This window comes from Aliikangiella litoralis (genome assembly GCF_052495765.1).
This window is the reverse complement of the sequence record NZ_CP199292.1, coordinates 5,632,897-5,658,914: the sequence shown is the minus strand read 5'-3', so window position 1 is coordinate 5,658,914 and position 26,018 is coordinate 5,632,897. Positions and strand designations below refer to the sequence as shown.

Genomic DNA, 26,018 nt, shown 5'->3' with positions numbered 1-26,018 from the left:
AAAGTAAAAAGCATGAAGGACACGGTTAATATTAAATTAATTGATTAAATCAGAGGGAAACTTAAGTGACTTTAATTAGAGAAAATACCCAACTGAGTTCGATTGAAAGTATTTCACAATCGGCTGAGCCAGCACCGCAATTAAATTGTATTACCCAATTAAAACGCTAAAAAATCAGGTGAGTAGTATGTTGTTATCAAAATCTCGTTATATCCAACTCATTCGTATTAGTAGAGCAAGACTTAATTTAAGCCGCTTTCTTTACACAAACTTTCTGTATATTTTGACAGGGAAAAAAAGTTGTCATGATATGTGTGTTGATGAGTTAGCTGTTGTCTTTTACCAAATGAAGCGACTCAGTTTTAAACTGGTTGAAAAAAAAGCTCAAGTTGAGCATAAAAAAAGTTATTCGCACGACAATACCTTTATGAACTCGATTGAGCAACTACGCCAAATTTGGTTTTTGATGTCTCTTGAAGGGTATTTACCTGATGGATCAGATAAAAGCTTGTTGGAGTGGGTGACTGCTCAAGTGAAATATAGAGATAAAAGCGCACTGGTTGAACGTTTGGAATGGTTGCCTGCCTGGGTTGTTGTTCATTTACTTGAGCAACTAAAAGCACAATACCTGCTTTGCCGAAAAGGGATAAAAAACACGCTTTAGCAACGAAAAAGTTTTTATTATCAATGGGAAATTAACTGGCAACAGCTTAGTTTGTTGCTTCAGTTTTAAAGGGATGAAAAATGTATCTTACCCCAATAAATGTATCTTACCCCAATATAGTGGCCACAAAATCAGTAAAAAAACTCAATTTGTCCGAATATTACAAAAAGTTGGCGGAATATTGATAGCCAAAAAAATAGCAATGCCTCATGATTTGAGCCAGTGAATAATTAGTCTATCACCTACTTTAAATTGTGCGGTCTAGAAATGACTCGTTAGCGTGAGCTGTAAGCTCATTTAATGATGATAAAAAATATACCCAAGGGAGCTTTAATGTACACACTTCAATTAATCATCGGAAAAATTTTTCACCTAGCAACAAAAACCATGCGGATTAGCACCAATCACAATAGGCGGCAAGGCTGCCCATTTTTATTATTGGGCTTTTTCTGCTTTCTGTTTTCATTCCCTGTATCTGCGGGCTTTCCTGATTTTCCTGATGATGGTCCTTTGGTGATTGAGCCACCGGAGAATATTCAATTATCAACCACTCAATCGACGACGGGTAATTATTATATTACCTGGACGATTCCAGCGGATACTCAAAGGCATTATTCTTTTACCATTGAAGAAAAAAAATCGCCATCAACCCAATGGTCTTTTAGTGGGAGTAGGAGTTCATCTGAAACGCGTTATGATTTATCTGGTCAAGCGGACGGTGATTATCAATATCGCATTAAAACCTGTGATGGACGTACTAATAAGTGTGGTCTGACTTCACAAGCACCGGGAACGGTTTTGGTGCGCCGAAGTCCGTCGGTGCCAACGGGGTTAAATTCGGGTGGCCAAAGTACCAATGGTTCTTTGAATGTGAGTTGGAGCGCTTCATCCGGCAGCGTCAGTTATTATGAAGTCCAAAAATATCAAAGTAGTTGGAGTAATGTTGGAGGCAGCAACAGCGCTGCAACATCAAAAACTATCAGCTCATTAACCAACGGTAATTGGCAGTTTCGAGTACGTGCGTGCCGAGAAAGTTGGTCTTGCTCTGGCTATAGTGCGGCCAGTGGTATTCACTATGTTCGCTTTGTACCTGGCACACCCGGCAATTTTAGTTCTCCTTCCCAAAGTACGACAGGGAGTTATCGGCTAACCTGGAGTAAACCTGCTGGTACGGTGACTTACTATTCAATTAATGGCTCGGCGGCTTTATATTATGATGTTTCAGGGTTATCTGATGGAACACATACTCATCAGGTGAAAGCCTGTAATGGTTTTGCTTGGGCTTGCTCTGGCAGTGCCAGCACAAGCACTTTGGTGCGCCACATACCCGCTGTACCTGGCACTCCAGGCAATAATCCTGCGACCTCTCCCGATGGTACTTTCAATATTAGCTGGTCAGCTTCCAATAGCTATGCCACTTACTATGTTGCGCAACAACGAATTAATGGCGGGGCTTGGGAAGCGCTTGCATCGAGTGGTACTACTGCTGCTTTAACTGATTTAGCCAATGGCAGTTGGGATTTTCGGGTGAAAGCTTGTAATACCGAGGCGTGGGCTTGTTCAGCATTTAGTGCGCCATCGGCGGTGACTCAGGTTGCCAGACCTATTCCTGTTGATGCCTGGGCAAAAAAAGGGGAGGTGAGTTTACCCGATGCCACTTTAATCACGCCTAGTGTACCTGCCGGTAATGAAGCCGTTGGCGCCGTTGCTGGGAGTGGTGGCGTATCTGGCGGCGCGGTTTTTTATTCTTTACCAATAACCATACCGCCGGGTCGAGCCGGAATGCAACCGGATATTTCGCTTGATTATTCTTCACGCTCAGGGGGCGGAATTGCCGGTGTTGGCTGGGGGTTAAGCGCCGGTGGTGGGATTGCCCGTTGTGGCGCCAGTGTGGCGATAGATGGCTACCAGCGTGGAGTGACCTTTACCAATGAAGATCGCTTATGTTTGAATGGACAACGTTTAATTGTAACCAACGGCAGCCCTTACGGAAGTAGCGGGGCTGAATATCGGACTGAAATCGACCAGTTTGCTCGGGTCACTCAGTATGGCGATTTTAGTAGTGGTTCAAGCTGGTTTAAAGTGGAGCATAAAAACGGCCGTGTGAGTGAATATGGTAATAGCGCCGATAGCCGTCATCTTAACGGCGGTAGTGTTATCAGTCGCTGGGCGATTAATCGGGTTTATGATAGAAGCACCAGCCAAAACAATATTATTTACCATTATGCCAATCACTCTTATGGTGAATATGTCCTGACACAAATTGATTATACCGGCTCAGGAAGCGCGACAGGTTCACGTCATGTTGAATTTGTGTATGACACTTTACCGATTGAGCAGCAGTTTTCAGGGTATAACGCCGGTCATCTGATTAAGCAAACTCAGTTACTCACCCAGATTAAAACCTCACTGGATACACAAAGCCGAGTCAGAGAGTATCGTTTGACTTTTGATGATAATCCCGTGACCCGACAAAAGCGTTTAGCCACGGTGACTGAGTGTGCCTATGATGCAACGCTGACAGAAACATGTTTGCAGCCGACCACTTTTGGGTGGAGTGCATCAACCGGTTTTGGGTTTGAACACACCCAGGGCAACCAGCCGGATATTCCCATTAATGAAATTAATTCAGTTCCGGCAACGGCAAGTTTTGCCGACTTTAATGGCGATGGTTTAATCGATGTGAATATGGGTAGCCGAGTCTTTCAGGCGACTCAGGCCGGTCAGTGGTCAGAAGTGTCTCAAGAAGCCAATACCAGTATTGGTGCAAAAGCCTCTTATGACAAACTGGTAGATTATAACCGTGATGGACGTACTGACTTAATGACATTCCACCAGATTGATAGTCAAAGTATCTCGCTAGAATTTTGGTTCTGGGATGACACCCTCAATCGTTTTGTGCGTAATACCGACAGCCAAACGCCACTTAACTCGATTACCGGATTGAGTGTCCCTTGTTATGACTATGATTTGCTAGGGCCTTATGGCTTTGATCCTAAATTCAACTTTCGCGACTGGTTATCGTTGGTGGGCAGTTGCGGATTTCGGCCGGCTGACTTTAATGGTGACGGCTTAATGGATGTGATTGCTCATGTGAGAGAGGCGAGTAATTCACCGATTAAAACCCGTGTTTACCTGCAAGATAGCAATGGTCAGTTTAATCAGGTGGCTGGTCTTAATTATGAGTCTAAGCGATTTTCTTTTAAACCCGATGATATTAATGGCGATGGACTACTCGATTTAGTTGCGGTGAATTCTTACAGTTCGACTCAGTCTAAAATTGTGATGTTAAAGGCCCAGCTTAACCCGACAACACAAACCTTGAGCTTTGTTGAATCACAGCACATTATTGATGTGGCCAATACGGGGAATGCACTACCAGCCCCCTATCATCATTTATGGTTGGATGTGAATGGTGATGGCTTATCGGATTTACTGCATTCGGGTTATGACGATAAATATTATTTAATGCTCAATACTGGGACAAGCTTTACCGCACCGACTTACTGGCTCACGATGAAAGCGGCAGAAGTCGAAGAAGCGACGAATGAAGGCTTTGTGCTATCGAACTTTAATCATTATGCGCAGGTGATTGATTATAACGGCGATGGGTTAGACGATATTCTGGTGCCTGGGTTACAGGATTATACCTACCCATGTGATCTCGATTTACCCGCAGGTCAAACTTGTGAGTTATGGCAATCACAAGGGCGTATGGGATTGGTGGCTGCGAACAAGTGGCAGCATATTGTTCGCTGGGATGTTTACCAAACTAAACTTACCAGCAATGGGGTTGCGTTTGATTATATTGGTGATACCGGTATTGTTGGTACGCTGCGTCATACTCAGGTGGCTGATGTGGATTCTGATGGCATTATGGATGTGATCACACAAACTGGTTATGACAACAGTAAAACGGCGTTTGCCGATATGGGCAGTATTAACCAGCGTTTTGGTCAAGGGATTTATATTTACAAAAACAAGCTTACTCAGGTTGCCGATAAACTGCAAACGGTGCGTACTGCCATGGATGATGATAGCCCAGGCAGTAACGACTATTCGCTACGTTTTCAATATAAAACATTAGCCAATATGATGAGTGATGGTCAATATCAGGTGACTCATCGTAATTTGAGCTTTCCTGAAATTCACTTTTCATCTAGCGCGTTATTTGCCAGTCAGATGGAAACCAGTGATGGTCTGGGCGGGTATTTAACCACTGATTATCAATATCGTGATGCACTTTATCATTTACAGGGTCGAGGTTTTCAAGGGTTTAAGACGGTTATTGTTGATAGCCCCACGCAAATTGATGCGGTTGGTCAAGTGACTGATAAAGTGCGCACCGTGACCGATTATAATCAGACCTTTCCGTTTTCGGGACAGGTTGAGTGGATACATACTTGTTTGGTGAGTGACAATGATGAAAACTGTCAAAATGCACCGATTAGTAAAACAGAATATCAGTTAGTGCAAAAAAATACCGCTAATGAGAAAGTGTATTGGGCATGGGCGGAGAGAGAATATAAGACTCATTATGATTTAGTTGATAGAACACAGCAGATTTCTCATAGCCTTAAAGGTAAACGGCTTAAGCATAGTGACAACTACGGTAACTTTTCTAAAATAAACTATTACATAGACTCTGGTGATAGCAGAGTTCAGACACGTCGACTTTATTTGCATACCGTCGATGTTGCTAACTGGTGGCTGGATAAATTAGAAAATTTTCAAATTAGAAATCGAACAATATCTGGTGCTTCCAACCCAATTTATGATGAGAGTTTGAATCCCGACAAAGAAATCAAAACCACCTATACCTACAATACACAGCGGTTGCCGATTAAAGCGGTAGCTGAGTCATTGTTGGACAATAGTCCGACTAAAGTGGTGGAAACCGATTATAATATCTATGGTTTGCCTACATTAGTTACACGTTATCAGCAGGACACACCGAATGATAAGCGGAGTGATTCAATGCGCTATTCTGATGATGGTGAAACAGAAAGTGCTGATGGCTATTTTGTGTTTAAATCAACCAATGCTTTGGGCCATGTCACTTTGCAGAAAACTTATCCTCAACATGGACAAGTCAAGTCGGTGACGGATGCGAATCAATTAACGACTCAAACTTTGTATGATGCTTTTGGGCGTGTTGAGCAGGTCACACCACCAGTTGGGCAACCAGTCTACTCTCGCATAGCTAACTGTGTTGGTGGTTGTGATGGGTTGAGTGATAACACACTGCAATACAAAGTGACCACTTATCAAGCTGGTGTGCCACAATCCAGTGTGTATAAAGATCGATTTAATCGCGTTAAAGCGACCAGCACGGCCGGGTATGATGGCAGCAACATCTATCAATTTAGTCAGTATGATCGTTTAGGTCGCAAGACTTTAGAGTCTGTTCCTTCATTTGATAATCAAGAAAGCCGTGGCATTCATTATTTAGCTTACGATGCGTTAGGCCGCTTATTGAAGCGTCAAATTGACCAAGCACATAATCAAACCATGGAAGTGAATTATCAATATGTCGGACATCGCACCGATATTCAAGCGATTGATAAGAGTACGATGAAAACACTTTCTATGAGTCGTACATACAATGCTAAAGGGCAATTAATTAAAACCGTGGATGCCAAAGGCGGCGTGACACAATATGCTTATGATGCATTAGGCAATCCGATGATTATTCAAGATGCTAATGGCCATCAGATAAGAGCGGAATATGATGCGTTGGGACGTAAGCAAAAAGTCACCGACCCTAATATGGGCGTGAAAACTTTCACCTATACCGCCTTTGATGAAGTGGATACCGAAACCGATGCAAACCAAGATACCACCGATTATGATTATGACAATCTTGGTCGGCTAGTCACTCGCCGAGTGAACAGCACATTAGAAGCCAGTTTCAATTATGACAGCCAATGTATTGGTGCCACGGATAGCGAAATACGCAACGATTCGGGGAGTGATAATTACTCACGCAGCTACAGCTATAACAGTCAATGCCAACCGGCGCAGGTAACGACGTCTATTGATGGCAATGCCTACACGATTAAGACTCAGTATGATAGCAATTATGGTCGAGTGAAAGGGCTGACTTACCCTAACGATTTAACGGTTCATCAACTTTACAATGAACGCGGTTATTCGAAAAAAAGCCAAAATGCGGTGAGTGGTTATGTGTACACAGAAACCCGACGCTTGAATGCAAGAGGTCAACTGGTTGAAGCCCAGAAAGCCAATGGTGTTTTAACCGAAGGGGTTGATTATTCTGAAACTTCAGGACAAATGCTCAGTATTTACACGCATACGAGCCAAGGTGGTAATCAACGTCATCGCCTGGCTTATGACTATGATGGTTTTGGTAACTTGAACTACCAAACGGCTGAGCAGGTGCAGAATAATCAAACTGTGATCTCAATGGAGGTGTACAAATATGATTTATTGCATCGGTTAACACAATCAACTCAAACCATTGCCGGGACTCAACTTACGCCAATCCAATATGCTTATGATGCGGTGGGTAATCTGACGCAAAAAGATGATTTTGGGAGTGGTTATGTGTATGGCACCGCTGCTCGAGGTAATGGTAATGCAGGACCTAATGCGGTATATAGTTTGAGTAAAAACGGAGGAGGAACACTCACTTACCAATATGATGCCAATGGTAACCGTACTCATGAAAATGGTGTACAAATACTGCATTACAATGCGTTTAATAAACCGATACAAATCACTAAAAATGGCATTAGCAGTGTATTTCGTTATGGTGCAGATCAAATGCGTTATAAACAGATTCAAACCGGTTTACCCAATGGGGTGAAAACCACTTTATATATTGATAAAGCGTTTGAGCAAATCCGTTATAACGGTGAGGTACAGCAAAAAGTTTACTTAGGCGATACCATTATTACCTCGATTGAAAAGGACAATGTGACTCGTCATCAGATTGGTTTTGTGCATCGGGATAGATTGGGCTCTGTGGTGACCGTGACCGATCAAGATGGCAATGTGATTGACAATAAAAGTTACGATCCTTTTGGAAAGCCGAGGAAAGGTAATTATGAGAGTGTTGCGAGTGCAGACTTATCATCCGTTGCTCAAGTCTCTGGGTATGAGTTATCAACCAATCGCGGTTATACTGATCATGAGCATTTGGATGAGGCCGAATTGATCCATATGAATGGGCGGGTGTATGATTATAACCTTGGTCGATTTCTTAGTGTGGATCCGTTTATCCAGAGTCCGGGGAACTCTCAGAGCTTAAACCCTTACAGTTACATTATGAATAATCCGCTGAGTGGGACTGATCCGAGTGGGTATTTGGCGAAGGTTGGTGAGGGAGTTGGTGGAAGAGATACAGAGTGTATGCCTAATAGGTGTATTCCAGATGGTGTTCCGCCGCCATTACCCTGGGAGAAATGTGGTTTAGGTCAATGTAAGGGAAATCTTCCTACTGCTCCTTTGAAGGATAAGAAAAAAGAGAAGGGGAATGCTAATCATCAGGCGAGTAATCAGTCGTTGGAGACATTGGGGAGCGATGAAGCAAGTAAAGATAGCATGTTTGCTACATTTGATGTTTTAGATTATGAGCTAGATGAAAACTTTGATCCAGTTCCGAAACTACGAGGGTATGCAGTAGATACTGGTCTTGATCTAGAAATGAAAAATGGAAAACTAACTGGGCAAATAGCTTGGGGATGCGATACAGAAAACATGCAAAAATGTTCACAGGTAATTAAGGGATTTAGGTCATTTGTTCGAGATAATAGTGATTTTCTAGATATCAAAATGAGTTTGACTGATGGTAATAAGTTCGATTCTGTCATTCAATTTTATAATGCAGATGGAGCAGAAGCTGGATATTGGAGTCACGACAGAAAAGCTATTTTTATAAATGAGTCCCATACCGTACTTATTGGAACATTTAAACACGAATTTGGACATGCTCTTGGGCTTCCACACCTAGAGAATTATACTAAGAACTTTATGAGTTATTATGGAAATGGCCCTAATAACCCCACGGATAAATCGTTTAGGTTGCATGATGTGCATAAACAGTATCTTAAGGATATTTATGCGAGGCCGTGGTATAGATGGGTTACCGAATTATTTGACTAAATTGTGGTCAACTTTCTAATATTTGTGAGGTAAGAAATGAAACGGATAATATATATTTTTTTAACTGTGTTAATAGTATTAAGTGCTGAGTTAAGTGCTGATACTAATTTAAATTTTAAGTGTGCTTACTTAGAAGCAGAAAAAAGTAAATTTAACACTTTAAAAGTTGAACAATTTGAGTTTTCGAAAATAAAGATTTGTGGTGAGATTGGTAGCTTAATAAAAAAGTACTATATACTTGAAAATATACAAGAAACACCATTAAATAATTGTATGTATAGATTTGCTGAAGTTAGCGACGCAAAAAAGATAGTTGATGATGGGTATTTTAAGATAAGTCGCAAATTAAAAAATAAAAAGTGTCCAGTGCATGCCTCAGAATCATATTTAACATTAAATAAAAATAAGTTGGGAGCAAATGTTGATGGGCTATTTGTATCTATCTCTAAGCTTTTAGATAAGTTAAAGGGAAGTGAAGAAGATGTTGAGAATATTTTCTCTTCAATGTCTTTTTTTAAACGTTTTTTCTGTTCTACCTGTAGTGATTTTGTTGAGCAGCTTAGTAGTGTTAAAAATAAAGATAGCATAAAGATTATGAATTTTGTCCAAGACTTTATAAAAGGAGCGCAAGGGAATCAATATTTACTCCATGTTAAAAATGGTGTTAGGGCTTGGTCTTTAATTGTCGTTATCGAAAATTCTAAAGTGACAGTAAGTGAAATTGACAAGATCGAATTATGAAATTGAAGTTCTTTTTGATGAGTATTGTTTTTATGCTCGAGGTAATGGTAATGCAGGACCTAATGCGGTGTATAGTTTGAGTAAAAAAATCAATGGGGTCAGAGTGTTTGATTTTGCGACTCGCATCATCAATGAAAGCGATTAAGAAAGTCTTTTTCCAAGAACCGTCTTGCTGTTTAATTGATGGACCATACATAGTGTCCGCTTGCCATAATTTATTCGCGAACTGCATACAAAAGTATTGACGAAGTTTTTTACTCGTTTCAAAATTCAGTAAATTATTTTCTCTTACAATTCTATAAAAAGAGGTTTGCGATAATTGGCTGCGTTGAAAGTAATTCTTCAGTATCAGTTGTCGGGAATAACACCGATTTTGTTTTTGCTTAATGTTGGAATGATATCGCTAATCGCTTCGGCTAATTCATTCACTTGAACTTTTCGGTAACTATTTGTAGATTACTTTTTTACCATCATACTTTTTACTAAATTATACGTCATACAATTTACTAAAATTTGAGCAGTTTTACCGCGCTATTGTCGTACACTATTTTAGCTTTGCCAAACTATTGTCGTACGCTGTACCAAATTGTCATCGAACACTTTGTGGATAACTTTTTTAAAACAATTTTTGCATAAAAAAAGGGCTTTCGCCCTCGGTAAAAATTTGCTCTAATGCTCGCGTAGCGAGCATTATAAAGTGCCGTTGGAAGTTCTGATTAAGAGACTTGCTGCTTGATCAATTCCTCGTGCGATCGCCAATGCGGTTGCACGAGGACGTGATTAACATGAGTAATTGTCACCAACTTTTTTGTTTCTCTCGCCGCTTCGATAAGGCTGGCTAGACACAGGTTTCTACAGAGCCGTAAGTTGCCCTCACTTGAGCGAATAATTAAGGCCATTGCAGCTTCGTCGAAAGTGTTAACGCCTAGCTTGGTACTTTCCAATTCTTTGACGATATAGCGCTCCATATCTTCATCATTAAGCGGTTTAATGCTGGCAGAGTAGGTGATTCGGCTTTTAATGTCTTTGTTTGTGCTGAGTGATAGATAGTGTAATAGTTCCGGTTGACCCAGTAGCACCAGGTTATGATTTTTAGGAAAGCGTTCGAACAATAAACGCAATTTTCTTAGCACCGATAAATCGAGTAAGTGCGCTTCATCAATCAAAATGTATAAGGTTTTACGCTCTCTCACTTGCGCGAAGGCAGCTTGAATTAAGTCGCTTTCAATCTGTTTTTCGCTGGTTTCAATTTTAAAAGATTCAGCCAGTTGCCAGAGAATTTGCCGATAAGTATGCAGGGTGCGCGAGCAGGAGACAACGGTGCATTCGCGTTCATTGTTAAGACGCTCGATGTACTCTCGCAATACGGTTTTGCCGACCCCCGGCTCACCAAGGATTACCGAAAATCCGCCTTGCTGCGCGTGAATTTTAATAATGTCGGCAATGCGTTGTTGTTGTGGTAGTAGGTTAAGTTTTTCACGTTTGAACGGTGTTTGGCTAATGCCGAAGATAGCATTGATCATTGTGAAACTCCTTGACGCGGTTGCTTAGCGTTAAAGTAAAGGTTAAGTGGCAGGGCGTCGCCCATGCGTTGGTTTTGGTAGTAGAGTACGTAACGGTTTTTGTGCGAGCGATCAAAACGCACTTGAATCGTTTTACCGCGTAAATCGACAGGGCATTCGAACTTTTGCGCATGGATTGAAAATACGTTGACCGAGCTGACCTTGCGCTCTTCTTCAACAAAAAAGACTTCGTCGGCATATTCATCATCAAGTAGGTAATGAATGCGTGCATGGTCAAGGTTGAAGCTGTCCAGAGGCTTCATTTGTATGCCTTGGTGAGGTTGATTATTATAGTGGCTTTCTATCCAGTCTGTGGTTTTCTGGTTGAGTTCATCAAGCGAGTTAAACGAATGATTAACGACTAAAAAGCGATCACGAAACCCTCTAAAAAAGCGTTCGATTTTACCTTTGGCGGCCCCATCGCGAACGGGAGCGTGAGAGAGACGAATGTTGAGCCTGATGCAAGCCTGGAGTATTTCCTTCGACTTGTAATTGGAACCATTATCGAAGTAAAGTCGCTCTGGTTTACCGCGTTTAAACAAGGCGCTTTTAAAGGCTTCAATCATGTTTTCGGTGTTGTCGTGGTAGAAAAACTCGGCGTGAGTAATAAGACGACTGGCATCGTCGATAAAGGCTGTCAGAAAGGTTTTTTTCCATTGACCATTGGCTTGCAAAATGGCCGGTCCGTGCATGGTATCGGCCTGCCACAGCCCAAGTGGCTACCTCGATTGCTACATAAAATACGCTTACCAACAATCGCTCGAAACTGATAATTCAGTTGTTTATAAACGTAACCGTGCGAAACCCACTCACAATTTTTAAGGCAAAACTGACAGGCATTACTCTGTGGAATAGATTTTAGACGATGAGAGAAAGACTCAAGCTCAAAAAGTGAAGAAAAAAACACCTGCATAAAAATTAACCGATTGTAAAAAAGTCAAAATTCTACAGAGAAATTTAATTTACCGAATTAGCGTTATAACGAAAAATTAGAGGACGACGGTAAATTGGTAAAAAAACGATGGATTGTTCGACGGTAATCTGGGAAATTACAGCCGTTGGGAATATATTGGGTAACATGATAACACAAGTTATGAACCCAATATTGTAGTTTACCAATTTACCATCGAAACTTTTCCCAAAATCTCCATCGTATAATTTTGGTTAAAGTTTAATCGAATTCCCAGTTTACCGTCGAGTCCTATTTTTGTTTTTCCTAACTTACATCAAATATGCCACTGTAATATTTTACTAAAAATAGTCGCAAACATTGTCCAAAAGCAACTAGCAACAAGCCTAAAATAGTCCAAACTCCCAAATTTCCACCGCCGCTAGATGATGAAGCGGGAGGTGGCAGTATTACAGAGGATTCAAGCGTTATTTCAATAACGTCATTAGGACCAATATTAACCCCTCCTTGTGGGTTGATGAGTTTCACTTGAAATTGTTTATTGCTTGAAGTTTTGAGGGTTTCAATTGTAATTGTTTTATCACTGTTATCGTTAGCTTCCCAAGTAACGGTGCCGCTTGCTGCAATAAAATCAGTGCCAGCACTAGCTGTTCCATTTTCCGTTGCAAAACCGATACTAACAGCTGAATCGCTAGCACCGGTACGTTGTAAAGCGATGGTTATTGTTTTACCACTTTCGATTGATTGAGTTGAAGAGTTAAACTGTAAAGTTGTATTGCTCTCTTCGCCGGTATTTCCTTTAGCTAGCTCTGCAACATAAGCGATAGACAATTGCAAAAAGTGTTTCGCGTGGGTAGTGTCAAAACTGGTATCTGCTGATGTATGCATGCTCGAATTGCTGTCAGCGAAGCGTGCCTCAAATGGAAAAGACGCGGCAAATCCTTCTGCGGTCCAAGATGCGTGATCCGAACAGGCATATCCACATTGATCATATTGATACTTTGTTTCAGGAAAATAAGTATCAATCAGGTTAACCATAAATTCTGTTTGTGCATTATTGGTATAATCAGAAATAAATACGATATCGGCTTGGCTGCTCCCTTTGAATCCAGTCATATCAAACTGCGCAACACCTATGACATCGACGTTATTATTTTTATATAGTCGAGCAATGCTTTGTGAACCACGTAAGCCAACTTCTTCGGCAGCATAACCTATAATTTTAAGTGTTCTTGCAGGTCGAAAATCACTTGCAACAATAGCTGAAAGAGTTTCTGTTATTACTGCAATGCCTGAAGCGTTGTCATCAGCACCTGGAGCCCGGCCATTAACCTGATTAGCACCATTAATTGAATCTAAATGTCCGCCAATCACAACCACTTGTTCAGGGTTAGTAGCGCCCTCAACTGTTAAAACAACTGAGGGTTGAGACCAACTATGATTAAAAAGTTCAACATTTATATCTGCCCGACCTGCAGTGATGTTCTGCCAATGTTGTAACAGCCAGTTTGATGAATCTTTACCCGTTTGAGTTGTATAGTAGCGATTATAATAGTTGCTCATTCCATCGACGGTTGCCTGCATATTTTGTAGGCTAATTTGTGCCAACATTGCATTAACCACTTCTGCATTGCTAATTGAATAGGGGAATATGATTTTATTTTTTGCTGTTAGCTGAGTGAGTTTTTTTTCATGGTTTTGAGCTTCGGACAAGCTAGAGTGATAAAAGAAGCCGCCGCAGCGATTGAATGACTCATGCATCATTTTACTCAAAAGTCTTAATTGACTTTCAGGGAGTGAGACGATTGCTATATTTTTTTGATTTTTACTTTCAACCGTTTTTAAATCAAATATTTGATTTTTGCTTTGATTAATGTGATTAAGTGCATTCTGATCTGTTGTTATCCAAGCTCGTTTCTCTTCTAGTGCTGTGGTCGCGTTTACCAGTAAAGATAATAGGGTTAAACAGGTCACCAGTAGATACTTATAAAAATACTTAAGCCTTTCAAGTAGCAAAATTTTTTTTCTCATAGAGCACCTTGCTATTTTTAAATAGTCCTTAAAGAAGAGCGGAGTATAGCTAATCATATATTATCAGTTGGTCAATTGAGTGGTCAAATTCACATGCGGGCTGCAAATAGTCGAAATTTAATATCTTCAAGTATTCGGTTAATGAAAGAAATATACTGATAGCTAATAAAGAAGCAACGAGTATGTGTTAGCTAAAAACAATTACAGTTATGCTGGGTATTTTGCTGCTTTAGGAGGCAGTTAAGTGTTGCAAGCAAGATTAATCAAAATGCTATATCTCAAAAATTCTAGTATTATTGGGACGGGCTTCTTACTGCAAAACAGTCGAACATTGGTGAAACACTACTAATTTTCTGCTTAAATTAGTAGATTGTCCGAATATTACAATAGATTGTCTGAATTTTGATAAAGAAAAAGTGCACTATGTAATAACATGAGTGTTCCAAATTTGCTGAACTACACAGATTTTGAATGAGTGAAGTAAAGCTAGTAAGATTCACCTTTTGGTATATAAAGTTGATGATTAAAAACAAAAAGCACATAAATGATTAGAAAGTCAGTAATTAAAGAAAACTTTGCTAATATTTATATATCGCCAACATTTTTGCTGAAGGTTTTTGAGATTAAGAGGGAAGGTATGAGTGAGCAGAAGTTATTAGAAAGCTTAGAACAGAGCTACGAAGCTTTTATGCTGCCTTTACGCACGGGCGACGGAATAGTATCTGAGCGTTTTAATGAGTTTTGTAACTTATTGCCTGTTTGTTCTGATTCTTGGAAGCCTAAAGAAAGTATACCTGTACCAGCCGCTATGATTTTTGTTGAGGCATTTTCTTCAATAATATCAACTTCTTACTTATATGATGAACACAAAAGAGAAGAAATTGAGGTGGCGGCTGAAAAAGTAAACCTGCTTATTCATCAGTGTGTTAGTTAGTAAATAAGTACTAAAAGCGATTTAACTCGCTTTTTTATGGTTATTGTTGATTAGCATTTTTTATATCATTCACATACTGGTGCAAGACTAGCTGTGGTTTTAACCATAGAAAAAGCATCGTAATTGTTGGCGTCAGAAAAGCGAACACCAATGACTCCATTAGGCAAAATGGTTACAAGATTACCACCCGCTCCATTCATAAATGGTACTTGGATAAAGCAACCATTTTCATCTTGGTAAGGAATACTCCAAAAAGACATTAAATACCGACCTTCACCAAACTCATTGTTATAGGCATAAGCAGGTAAACCATTGGCTGCGGTTCTGTAAAGAGCCATATTAACTGCGTCAGCATTAAGTAGTTGTTGATCATTATGTTGACCTTGTTGATGAAATAGTCGAGCGATTTTGATCATATCTTCAACTGTCGGGTATAAGCCTACCCCTATGATGGGTACTCCTTTGCTTATGTCGGCTTCTGTTGTATGCATCATCGGTGAATGCATTATACCAATTGGTTGGTACACATTATCTTTGAGTAGTTGCCAAAGTCCGATACCATCATTTTGACGGACCAAACTATCCATTGCTGCTGATAAAACAAATGTATGGGTTGTGTTGTAACGAAAAATTTCTCCTGGACCCCATGGGTAGTTTCCATACTGATTAAAAGCGATATCGAGCTTGTGCTGTCGGGTAAAAGCCCGACTCCAATCTCCCATAGGGACTTGGTTTTCATCTGCATGAGTTTGGTTTGAATGAGGGTTAGGATCGTTATTACCAATGCCAACAGCCATATTAAGTGCATCTCGAAACGTCACCTGTTCCCAACCATCATGAGTTGCTGTGATTTCAAGGTAATCTTTAATCAGGTAGTCTAAAACTTGTATTCCATAGCGCTCTGCCAAGTAAGTTAAGGCCAGAGCGCCAGCGGCAGACTTCGTTGCAGAATAAATACCATGTCGCATAAAACGACAGTAAGGATAGTGGCCATATTGGGTATGGCAGTTTTGCATATAAAGGGTGTTGTTATGCCAAATTGCAGCTGCGCTGATATCACTTATGCCTATACCGCTATTAAAATCATCCCATTTAACATTGGGAAACTTGTCTTCTAGGGTTTGCCAGCTTTCAACTAATAATCTTTGCTCAAGCTCTTGGTTGAACGCACTAATCAAAGTGGTTCGATCTTGATTAGGGGTTGGTTGGTAATCTAGTTTTATAGAAGCGGCGGCTTCAAAAATAAACCCCGGAGCAGTGTGTTGAACAATTTGTAATCTTAGGTTAGAAACTTGATTGTCATCGTATAAAAATGTTGCTATACCATTGAGTGTTGTGTTCCAGGCATGTTCAACTAATACAAAAGGGAATGATGCTCTTGACATACCTTGATCGTTAGTTTCGCTCCATACTTTTCCCGGTGATAGAATAATACGCCAATAACTGGCGTTATTATTAGGAATAATAATATCTCGGTTTTCTGGAATTAAATAACCTTGATGTGAAACAAAACTCGCTTCAAATTGAGGAAACTGGTTGTATTGTTCAACGGTATTTGATGGAAAACCTATTAGTTTTCCAGTATGAAAAGTCAACTGCCCATTGAAAGTTTGTAATGCTTCTTCATTACCAATTGGCATGAAGTAATCATTATGGTATGGGCTTGGCTGACTTAAATTCAGTGATTGTAATTCATCGTATTTGAGCCAGTCTCTGAGATTAGATTGAGGTGCTGTTAAATAAGAAGTGTCTTTTGGGGAAATAGGCTCCTTTTCTGTTGTAGAGTTATCGCCACCGCAAGCCAATACAGTGAAAATACAGAATAAACTAATCACCATTTGGTTAATTGTTATTTGGATTAATCTCATACCTGTCTTATTCCAATAGGTTTACTTAAATACCAAATCAGATAATAAAGTTAATTCATGTTTATAGACATAGGTAATAATGATTTTATGCTAATTAGATACTGACTTTTAACTAATTCTACTGATAATTCAATGATTTACGGGGTAGGGAAGGAAGATTTTTCTTTTAGAAAAGCCTCCAATAAAATCGTAAAAAATTACCTAAACCTATTGCCTTTTCGAGTGGATAGTATAATATTTATTTTTATATTGAATACAATAGCAAGTAAAGAGTTGGGCGACTTATCACTTCTGTTGATGTTATTTCCTTCGAACTATTCAACCTAAATTGAACATCGCTTTTTCCCTAAAGGTGAATGTGAGAATAAATAAAATTATCTATTTAGGAAGCCATGTGGAGGAGTTGAGTTGCATCGGAGTATTTTAATTACACATAAAGAGGCTACATAAGCATGAATATTCTTCTGACCAATAAATTAAGTCGGTTAGTTTTATCTGTTGGTTTATTGTTACTAATGCCATTGGCAAATGCACAAAAGAGTATGGAGGTTCGTGTTGAATCTCTTGGTTTGAATGGCCAGAAACTATCTCAACAACATGCTCTTTTTCACATTGATCGTTCAGCTCTTTTAAATTTTACCAAGCAGCAAAAAAAAGCAGGGGCAACGGCTTTTGAATTGCAGTTCAATCTCAATAACCAACATCAGTGGGATATGGTTTTGGAGCCAAATCAAGTGCTCACCACTGGTGTTGCAGATATCAATGAAAAAGATAAAGCGGTTGATTTAATTACTAGCATTACCTATCAGGGTTATTTAAAAAATAAGTCTGGTTCAAAAGTGAGAATGACTATTTCAGAACAACTGATTCACGCTGTGGTTTCTGATGGAGATAATGTTTATATTCTACAAAGCAATGGTCCCAATAAGCAAAATATCTTGTCGCTTAAAAAAGGCAGTGATTTAGTTGAAAAGCTTAAATGTGGTGCTGCTGGGCATGAACATGGTCATGATAGTGTTACTGATGAGCTTAAACATGTTTTTGGTGAGAAAAATATTAAACAAGTGATAGAAAAAACTGTTGTCACTAGCTCTACCCTTACAGCTAAGCTCGTGATGGTTTGTGATGTTCAATGTTTGGCCAAGCAATCAGGAAATAAAGATATAATTAATGCTGAAGCGCAGACTATGGTTAATGTGATTAATGGTTATTATTCTGAGTTTGGCGTGAAGTATGAATTACAACCATTAATTTTTATAGAGTCAGCTTCTAACCCTTGGACTGATTTTCCTCAAGATCAAGCAAAGCATACAAACGCTTTTGCGGCATGGGCTTCTAGTCACATTGCTGTTGAACATAATGTTGGTATATTGTTAACAGGGGTTGAGCAAAATGGTACTAATTATGCTTTTTTAGGGCATATGTGCCCTGGTGATAATTATCGTTATGGAATGCATGATTACAATTATTCTCAAGGTCTGCAGCAAAGAAGCAATTTAATAACTCATGAGTTAGGCCATTTGTGGGGGGCCAATCACATTACTCCGGCCGATTCGAAGTATATTATGAATGCCTCCATTTTTGATGGTTCGTTAGCATGGAAGTCTACAACTCAGACCGTTATTAGTAATGCCGTTCAATCTTTTAGTGGATGTTTGGATGATGGTGGCCCGGCAGATCCTTATTGTGCAGTTGTAACCAAAACTAATGCTGCTGGTGATGACTTTATTTCAAATCTATCGGTGAACAATCGTATTGTGAATCAGGATGATATCCGAATTGTACCCAGAGGAAACTATACTTCGACCATTATTAATATGGATAAGAATGAGAGTACCAATCTTACGATCACACCCAATAAGAGTTTTGACGCGAGTGTTATTGCCGTTTGGATTGATTGGAACCAAAATAGTGTTCTAACTGATGCTGGTGAAATGATTGGTAGTCAGAAGGGGATCGGACCTTACTCGTTTAGCATTACACCGCCAGCGGGAGCTAGTTTAAAGCGAACTCGTATGCGCATCCGTTTGGCTTATGATGGTGATGATGTACTCGGTGCTCAAGGTGAGCTAACACAGCCTTGCGGTGAGTTTAATTATAGTGGTGGAGAAACTGAAGATTATAGTGTTAATGTTACGGACGGCAATCAAGCTCCAGAGGCTGTTGTTGCGAATGCTTTGATTAGCGTCGATAGTACTGATAAGGTTAACCTAGATGCTAGCGGCAGTACCGATGCTGATGGTGATGCATTAAGTTTTGCATGGACTCAAACTATTGGTGACAGTGTCACGCTAAGTAATGCTAATTCTGCACAAGCTAGTTTCATTGCACCAACTGTTTTTGCGTCTACAGAGTTAATTTTTGAGGTTACCGTTACAGACTCTAATGGTGCTATTGATACTGAAGTTGTTAATGTGACAATTAACGCTGCCAACAATGCTCCAACGGCGATGGTTGCCAGCTCAAGTATTACTGTAACAGAAGGTAATAGTGTGACTTTAGATGGTAGTAGTAGCACTGATGTTGACGGAGATGTATTAACTTTCGTTTGGACACAAACCGCAGGTGATAGTGTAACACTGAGTGAAGCTAATACTGCGCAGGCGAGTTTTACTGCGCCAGATGTTTCTGCGCCAACAGCATATATTTTCTTATTAACCATAACCGATTCGAATGGAGCTATTGATACCCAATCAGTGACAGTTACGGTTAATGATACTGTTACTCCTGAAACACCGCCAGCATCAAGCAGCGGTGGTGGCAGTTTGAGTTGGTTATTGATATCAACAGTAATAATATTAAGAAGACTTAGAAAGTAATAAAGGTTGAGTCAGATGATATAAAAGGTCGTTAACATTAGTCGATGCGACCTTTTTCTGTTACCTAATCATATTGAATACTGTGATTCGAGTTTAAATCAATCTAATGCGCACTCAAAAAATATTGAATTATTCAGAACCACCTGTTTAATCTCGAACATAGTTTTTTTCATCAATTGCTTATAAGTACAAGTATAGTGACTAACAACAAACTTTCATATTGAGTATTATTATTTATAAAGCAATATCGTTTTGACCTGCAGAACGAGAACCTAAAATTGCGGCGTTATTACCTGAGCGATAAGTAAATACGAGAGAATACTTTGTTCGTTCAGAATGATTCCGGCTCGCACTATGTAGTAACTTACAATGAAAAAATAGCAAATCTCCTGGGTTGAGTGAAATAGAATGAGATTGTTGAATTAGATTTCTATTGAGTGCCAGATCGGTACGAAAAAATAATGAGCTGTCAAATTGTTCAGATGTAAATTGAAGACGGTGACTACCAGGAATAACTTTTAGCCCACCATTATGTTCTACTTCTTGTCCTAAGGCTAACCAGGCTGTGACTAATTCTGGAAATTTAAATGACCAGTAGCGAATATCTTGATGCCAGCCGGTATCACTGCTGTAGGTTGGTGTTTTGGTCATTAAGCAATTATGGTGTGCTTGGCTTAGGTAAATGTGCTGATGTTTAAGTAGCTGGCTAAGATAATTCTTTAAGGTATTACTGGTTGCCCATTGGCGCCATAGTGCGTTTCTTTGATAGGCTGCCAGAAGTCGTCTGACTGTTGTACCGCCTGAAGTGTTTATATTGGAAGGCGCTCCGGGATAACCAAGTTGAGCTTCGAGTTCTTTGGGCTCTTTGGGTGCGCTGAGTTCGCTGTCAGCAAGTTGTTGCATATCTTTTAACTGAGTGCCACTGACAGTGTTTGGGATAACTAAATAGCCATTTTGCTCAAATGATTTTAATTGATGAGCGGAAAGCTTAAACTCATTATTTAACACAATAAAGTACCGCTGCCTTAAAAAATTTGAGTTTACAAAAATAATGAATAAAGCTCTATCATTTTTGATACTTAATTGATATTAGCAGGCAAAAGTATAAGAGGTAGTATTGCATTGTTGCTCATTATTCGTTTTTAATTATATTTTTTTAACTGGGTTTGGTATGCTGGTTAATGCTATTGATGAACTAAATAAATCTAACATTTCAAGGTGAGCGGGTTAGATACCAGTGTTAAATACCCGCCCTTACAAGTCCGCCTAATCCGCGCTTTTCTATTACTTTTAACAAATAGTTTTTAATTTTTGCTTCGGTTTCAAAGGTGGTAATTGTTTCAACCATTTGTTGCATTTCTCTCAACTCAAAACGAGAGATGGCTCGTTTAACTTTGGCTAAGCTACTCGTATTCATACTTAAATCATAATATCCCATTCCAACTAATAATAAAGCGGCAAGTGGATCGGCTGCCATTTCACCACAAACCTGGATTGGCGTTTGAGAGGCTTTGCATTCATCTGCTACTTGTTTTAAAGCATTTAATACTGCAGGTTGAAAGTGACTATAAAGATTTTTTACTTGTAAGTTATTGCGATCAACAGCCATTAGATATTGGATAAGATCGTTAGTGCCAACAGAAATAAAGTCGACTCTTTTTGTAAAGGTACTTAAGTGAAAAAGTAATGCTGGCACTTCTAGTATAATGCCGACTTTGGGATGTGTTATATTTTTACCTGAATAAAGTAATTCTTCTTCGACTTCATCAAATGCTTGGTTAATGAGTCGGTAGCATTCGTTTAATTCTTCTAATGTTGCTACCATCGGAAGTGCTAGTTTGAGTTGCCCAAAGCCTGCGCTAGCTTTAAATATTGCGCGTAGTTGTACGAGAAATATTTCGGGGTGATCGAGAGTCACTCTAATGCCTCGCCAGCCCAGAAAAGGGTTCTCTTCTTTTATTGGAAAATAAGAGAGTTGCTTATCGCCACCAATATCGAGAGTTCTAATAGTGACTGGAGAATCATAAAATTCTTCGAGTAGTTGTCGATAAATTAAGCTTTGTGTACTTTCGGATGGGAATTGATCTAATTGCATAAATGGAATTTCTGTCCGAAAAAGCCCTACACCATCAGCACCCAATTTTTTGGCTTTAGCCAAGTCTGTACTAATACTGCTATTAATCATTAATTTAATGTTTACACCATCTTTAGTCGCATTAGGCAGTTCTTCATCTCTAGCTAATTCAGAAGAAAGTTGCTGCTCTTCTTCTATGAGTGCACTAAATTGATTGATTAGTGCTTTATTGGGAGAAATGTAGAGTTGTCCATTGTAACCATCAACAATGAGTGTTCGATTTTCAATACGAGCAATTGGGAAGTTTTCTAACCCCATAATCGTTGGTATACCAAGTGCTTTGGCTAAAATAGCAGCATGTGATGTTGATGAGCCTCTAACCGAGATAACACCAGCCACTTTATCCATTGGCAACTCAGCCAGCATAGCGGCAGTTACTGTTTCCGCCACTATAATTGTGCCGTCTTCGAGAATTTGAGTATTATTGTTAGCGCTAAGTAGCTGAGCGAGTACTCGATTGGCTAAATCTTCGATATCGTTTGCTCTTTCTCTCAAATAAGAATCTTCCATAGAAAGAAATGCTTTTAAATGTTGCTGCATGACTATGCGAAGTGCTGTTGGTGCCCAGTATCCTTTTTCAATTTGTTTCGTTATTTCTGCTTCCAGGCCTTTGGAACTTAAAATTTGTTTGTAAGCATCAAATAGTGAGAGCTCTTGTTCCGACACTAAACCCTGCATTCGATGAGACATTCTATCGAGTTGCTTATGAGTTTCCCTGACTGCGGCCCCTAATTTTTCTAATTCACCTGCAATATCATTGGTTTTTCTGTCGGGCACACTATATATATCTTCTGGTGGAAAGATAACTCTGGCTTGGCCAATAGCTATTCCTGGTGAGGCTGGAGTACCCCGCAAAATATGGATAAAAATATTGGTATCTTCTTCTGCTTCGAACAGTTCACTAATTTCACTATTGGAGAGAATAGCAGATAACTGAGCTGCCAAAGTCATTAAAAAGGTTTCTTCTTCAACTTCAAAATGTCGAGGGGCTTGCTGTTGAATAACTAAAATTCCTAATACCTGACGTTGATGAATAATTGGAACGCCTAAAAATGCATTTAAGTTTTCTTCTCTTGTATTTGGCAGGTAATGGTAGGCTGGATGTTCATTCGCTTGATGAAGGTGAATGGGTTCTTCTCTTTGCCCTATCAAACCGACAAGGCCTTGATTAAAGTCTAATCGTATTTGATCATCTGGATTAATATTGAGGCCACGGTTGGCCATAAGCACAAATTGATTAGATTGATAATCTGCCAAATAAATTGAGCAAACTTCAACATCAAGTGCTTTGCATACTTCAGAAACGATTACATCAAGCGTGTTTTGCTTTCCACTAGCTAAGCTAACTGCCTGGGTAATTTGTCTCAGTTGCTCTTGCAATTGAATCCTCCTTCTTTGATGAAGGTTTTTATGTGGATTTAATCTTGGGCTTTTCCTTTACGATTATTACGGCGTCCACGCTGCTTTCTTTGGCGAGCAATGTTATCCATAACGCAATGAATCAATTCACCCAATGCCTCACGATATACTTCCTGTTTAAAGGATATCACTTGACGCAACGGATACCAGTAATTAACCCACATAAAATGGTCAAACTCTGGGTGTCCTGTTTCATCGAAATGTATCCGCGACTCATTTGATGTTAGTCGCAACATATACCATTTTTGCTTTTGGCCAACGCACAATGGATAGCTATCCTGACGGATATAACGGTTAGGTAAACGGTATTTTAACCAGTTTTTAGTTGAACCAAGAATTTTTACATCTTGTCTATCTAACCCAATCTCTTCTTTAAGCTCTCTGAACAGTGCTTGTTCAGCTGTTTCTCCAGCATCAACCCCTCCTTGTGGGAATTGCCAGGAATTTTGTCCAATGCGTCTGGTCCAGAGCAGATTGCCAAAATCGTTGCATACAATAATGCCGATATTGGCTCGAAATCCATCTGAATCAATCACTTATCGATACCAATTTAAGTTCTTTATGAACTAATTCAAACACAGATTTGACGATTCAGCAAATTTCTTTGAATATATGTTGTTTTCTTTAGTTGAAAACCTTAATTATTGGGTAATAAATAGACAAAGGTGTTGCTTTTGATTGATCCTCCAAGAACAGAAACTGAATTAATGCAGAGGGCTGAGAAGTTGGCTGGCCGATTGATCGGAGAAGTTGCTGAAGCTATGAATATTTCAGTTCCACAAAGTCTGCAAAGAAAAAAAGGGTGGCAAGGGCAATTTATTGAACAGTGCTTAGGGGCTGATTCTGGTAATTTATCTCAACCTGACTTTGCTCACCTCAATATAGAGTTGAAGACTTTACCTATTGATTATGACGGAAGAGTACAAGAATCTACCTATGTGTGTGTGCTCAATTTGCAAGGACAGGCGCTTATGCATTGGACTGAAAGTCCTGTTTATCGAAAATTACAGTGCGTATTATGGGTGCCTGTTGCACGAAACTCTAATGAAAAAGTTATTCAGTCGCGTATTGCTACCCCATTTTTGTGGAGGCCAACCGATGAGCAGTTAGCGACTTTGCGCCTAGATTGGGAGCATGCTGTTGAGTTGGTTTGTTTAGGCAAAATTGATCAGATCAATGCAAGACAGGGGGAAATTCTTCAAGTTAGACCAAAAGCAGCGCATTCAAGAGTTCTGACTAAAGCTACCGATAGAGAGGGAGGCATGATAGAAACGCTACCCAGAGGGTTTTATTTGAGACCTCAATTTACTCAGACGTTGTTAATGCAGCATCTTAAGCTTATTTGAGCAGAGACTTCGGGTAAGAGTATTTATAGTGATTTAGCTATATCTACACTTTAAAAGGAGGAGAACAAAAAGCATCCGCTTATTACTAAAGCTTAATATTCATCCCTAGCTCTATCCTTAGGTAGTGGCACCATGGATGAAATTAAAAAACCAGCCACTAATGCAATGCCGATAACTGCGACATCAAAAGCTGTCTGTAGACCCCCAACAATATCTTTTTCAACTAAGGCTAAAATACTACGGTAACCTACTGCACCAGGGACTAAAATAATAAATCCTGGCATCATGATCATTGCACCTGGTATTGCAAAAAAGCGAGAAACCCATTTAGCCATTAAGCCAATAACAATTGCACCACAAAATGCACCTAATGAAGAACCTAATAACAACGAGGCTAGATGCACCGAGGAGAAGGCACTAAGCGCAGCGAGTAAAAACCAGAACACATCTTTTTTTCGTGCTTCAAATAAGGGAACAAGTGCAATAGCAGCCCCTGCAACAGCAAGAAAAATAGACCACAGAGGTACCTGAGTGACTTCAGCTCCATGAATTTCAAAAGCGGCCAGCTTGCTTATTTCGACTGCTAAGGCACTACCAAAGGCCAGTTGGATGAATACTGTTGTTGCACCTGTCAGTCTGGCTGTACCTGAAACCATGTTTTGAGTGGCAAGTTCAGCCATTGCTATAGTTAATGATAAACCAGGTAGTAAAATAATGATGCCTGAAATAACAACAACGGAAATAGCAATACCTGTTAGCCAATAGTGGTTGAGGAATATTGCTAGAATAGTTGCTAAAAATGCACAGGTAGAAGGAAGCAAATGATCAAGCAATGGTCTAGTGCGAGAGGCTAAAGATATCATACCAACCACCAATCCAATGATTGAGGCTGCTAGCATTTCCATCCATCCACCAGAGAATATTCTGGCAATGCAGGCGGATACAATCGCGAAAGCTAAAACAGTGATCCAGCCTGAATATTCAGGTTCACTTTGAGATATTTGCTTAAGTCTGGCGGCACCTTCTTCACTACTCATTACGCCTGCGATGACTAGTTGGGCGACATCTGTTGTTTTTCGTAACTTCTCTAAATTAACATCACCAGGGGCAACTCTAATTAAATAAGTGTGCGGTTTATTATTAGGAGGAAGCAGTGTCATACTAATCGAGGTGGGTAGAGACATGCATTGAATACCATAGCCTAATGCTTCTGCGCAGCCATTCATGGTATTTTCTAATTCGTAAGCGGGGAGGCCATAAGTATGCAGTGCTTTGGATAAACGAAGCAAAAAACCAACGGGTTCGCTTCTTACTGGTGCATGAGGAACCTCATCTAAAGAGCGCTTTTCTGTTGCCAATGCATCTGATAACTGCGTCATATTTTATCCTCAGGTTCTTTGCTGGCGAGTATATAAAAATATAACGTCATCAGAAAATGATAATAATGAATAAATTTTGATTGT

The 26,018-nt window shown here is 39.7% G+C and carries 15 protein-coding genes; 7 read left to right on the top strand and 8 right to left on the bottom strand.

The features are described from left to right. Positions 1-187 precede the first annotated feature (187 nt). The 4 genes from ACT5E3_RS23675 to ACT5E3_RS23660 all read left to right on the top strand — a co-directional run bounded on the left by ACT5E3_RS23675 (position 188) and on the right by ACT5E3_RS23660 (position 9,677). Positions 188-664 (top strand): phage protein GemA/Gp16 family protein, encoded by a 477-nt coding sequence (locus tag ACT5E3_RS23675; RefSeq protein WP_444996036.1) that lies wholly within the window; start codon positions 188-190, stop codon positions 662-664. Positions 665-997: 333 nt separating this feature from the next. After that, complete coding sequence (locus ACT5E3_RS23670) at positions 998-8,791, top strand: FG-GAP-like repeat-containing protein (RefSeq protein ID WP_444996035.1); 7,794 nt, start codon at positions 998-1,000, stop codon at positions 8,789-8,791. Between the two features lie 36 nt (positions 8,792-8,827). Next, positions 8,828-9,532, top strand: a complete 705-nt coding sequence (locus tag ACT5E3_RS23665; protein WP_444996034.1) for a hypothetical protein — start codon at positions 8,828-8,830, stop codon at positions 9,530-9,532. Continuing rightward, positions 9,507-9,677, top strand: coding sequence for a hypothetical protein (locus tag ACT5E3_RS23660; RefSeq protein WP_444996033.1), 171 nt, complete (start codon positions 9,507-9,509; stop codon positions 9,675-9,677). Before ACT5E3_RS23665 ends, ACT5E3_RS23660 begins: the two co-directional genes overlap by 26 nt. Before the next feature lie 571 nt (positions 9,678-10,248). Here ACT5E3_RS23660 and ACT5E3_RS23655 read toward each other — a convergent pair. From ACT5E3_RS23655 to ACT5E3_RS23645, 3 genes are all read right to left on the bottom strand, one after another. Continuing rightward, positions 10,249-11,055 carry an ExeA family protein gene (locus ACT5E3_RS23655; protein ID WP_444996032.1) on the bottom strand — a complete coding sequence of 269 codons (807 nt, stop codon included), beginning with the start codon at positions 11,053-11,055 and terminating at the stop codon, positions 10,249-10,251. Next, positions 11,052-11,786: a DDE-type integrase/transposase/recombinase gene (locus tag ACT5E3_RS23650; protein ID WP_444996031.1), complete on the bottom strand. Its 735-nt coding sequence runs from the start codon at positions 11,784-11,786 to the stop codon at positions 11,052-11,054. The genes ACT5E3_RS23655 and ACT5E3_RS23650 overlap by 4 nt, the downstream gene beginning before the upstream one ends. 524 nt (positions 11,787-12,310) lie before the next feature. After that, on the bottom strand, positions 12,311-14,035 hold the full coding sequence (locus tag ACT5E3_RS23645; protein WP_444996030.1) for a M20/M25/M40 family metallo-hydrolase: 1,725 nt from the start codon (positions 14,033-14,035) through the stop codon (positions 12,311-12,313). Between the two features lie 637 nt (positions 14,036-14,672). Between ACT5E3_RS23645 and ACT5E3_RS23640 the strand changes: the two genes are divergently transcribed. Next, on the top strand, positions 14,673-14,969 hold the full coding sequence (locus ACT5E3_RS23640) for a hypothetical protein (RefSeq protein ID WP_444996029.1): 297 nt from the start codon (positions 14,673-14,675) through the stop codon (positions 14,967-14,969). 65 nt (positions 14,970-15,034) lie between these two features. On the opposite strand, the gene ACT5E3_RS23635 is transcribed toward ACT5E3_RS23640, so the two are convergent. Then, positions 15,035-16,837 carry a serine hydrolase domain-containing protein gene (locus ACT5E3_RS23635; RefSeq protein WP_444996028.1) on the bottom strand — a complete coding sequence of 601 codons (1,803 nt, stop codon included), beginning with the start codon at positions 16,835-16,837 and terminating at the stop codon, positions 15,035-15,037. Positions 16,838-17,289: 452 nt separating this feature from the next. On the opposite strand from ACT5E3_RS23635, the gene ACT5E3_RS23630 reads away from it, so the two are divergent. Further along, positions 17,290-19,656, top strand: coding sequence for a PKD domain-containing protein (locus ACT5E3_RS23630; protein ID WP_444996027.1), 2,367 nt, complete (start codon positions 17,290-17,292; stop codon positions 19,654-19,656). 234 nt (positions 19,657-19,890) lie between these two features. Here the strand turns inward: ACT5E3_RS23630 and ACT5E3_RS23625 are convergent, their stop codons facing one another. The 3 genes from ACT5E3_RS23625 to rppH all read right to left on the bottom strand — a co-directional run bounded on the left by ACT5E3_RS23625 (position 19,891) and on the right by rppH (position 23,745). Further along, a complete protein-coding gene (locus ACT5E3_RS23625; RefSeq protein ID WP_444996026.1) occupies positions 19,891-20,664 on the bottom strand; it encodes a phytanoyl-CoA dioxygenase family protein in 774 nt (257 codons plus the stop codon). Between the two features lie 232 nt (positions 20,665-20,896). Next, a complete protein-coding gene (gene ptsP / locus ACT5E3_RS23620) occupies positions 20,897-23,170 on the bottom strand; it encodes a phosphoenolpyruvate--protein phosphotransferase (RefSeq protein ID WP_444996025.1) in 2,274 nt (757 codons plus the stop codon). Between the two features lie 38 nt (positions 23,171-23,208). Then, positions 23,209-23,745, bottom strand: coding sequence for an RNA pyrophosphohydrolase (rppH, locus tag ACT5E3_RS23615; RefSeq protein ID WP_444996024.1), 537 nt, complete (start codon positions 23,743-23,745; stop codon positions 23,209-23,211). Positions 23,746-23,883: 138 nt separating this feature from the next. On the opposite strand from rppH, the gene mutH reads away from it, so the two are divergent. Further along, positions 23,884-24,555 (top strand): DNA mismatch repair endonuclease MutH, encoded by a 672-nt coding sequence (gene mutH, locus ACT5E3_RS23610; protein WP_444996023.1) that lies wholly within the window; start codon positions 23,884-23,886, stop codon positions 24,553-24,555. Positions 24,556-24,647: 92 nt separating this feature from the next. Here the strand turns inward: mutH and ACT5E3_RS23605 are convergent, their stop codons facing one another. Continuing rightward, positions 24,648-25,934, bottom strand: a complete 1,287-nt coding sequence (locus ACT5E3_RS23605) for a threonine/serine ThrE exporter family protein (RefSeq protein ID WP_444996022.1) — start codon at positions 25,932-25,934, stop codon at positions 24,648-24,650. Between the last annotated feature and the right edge of the window lie 84 nt (positions 25,935-26,018).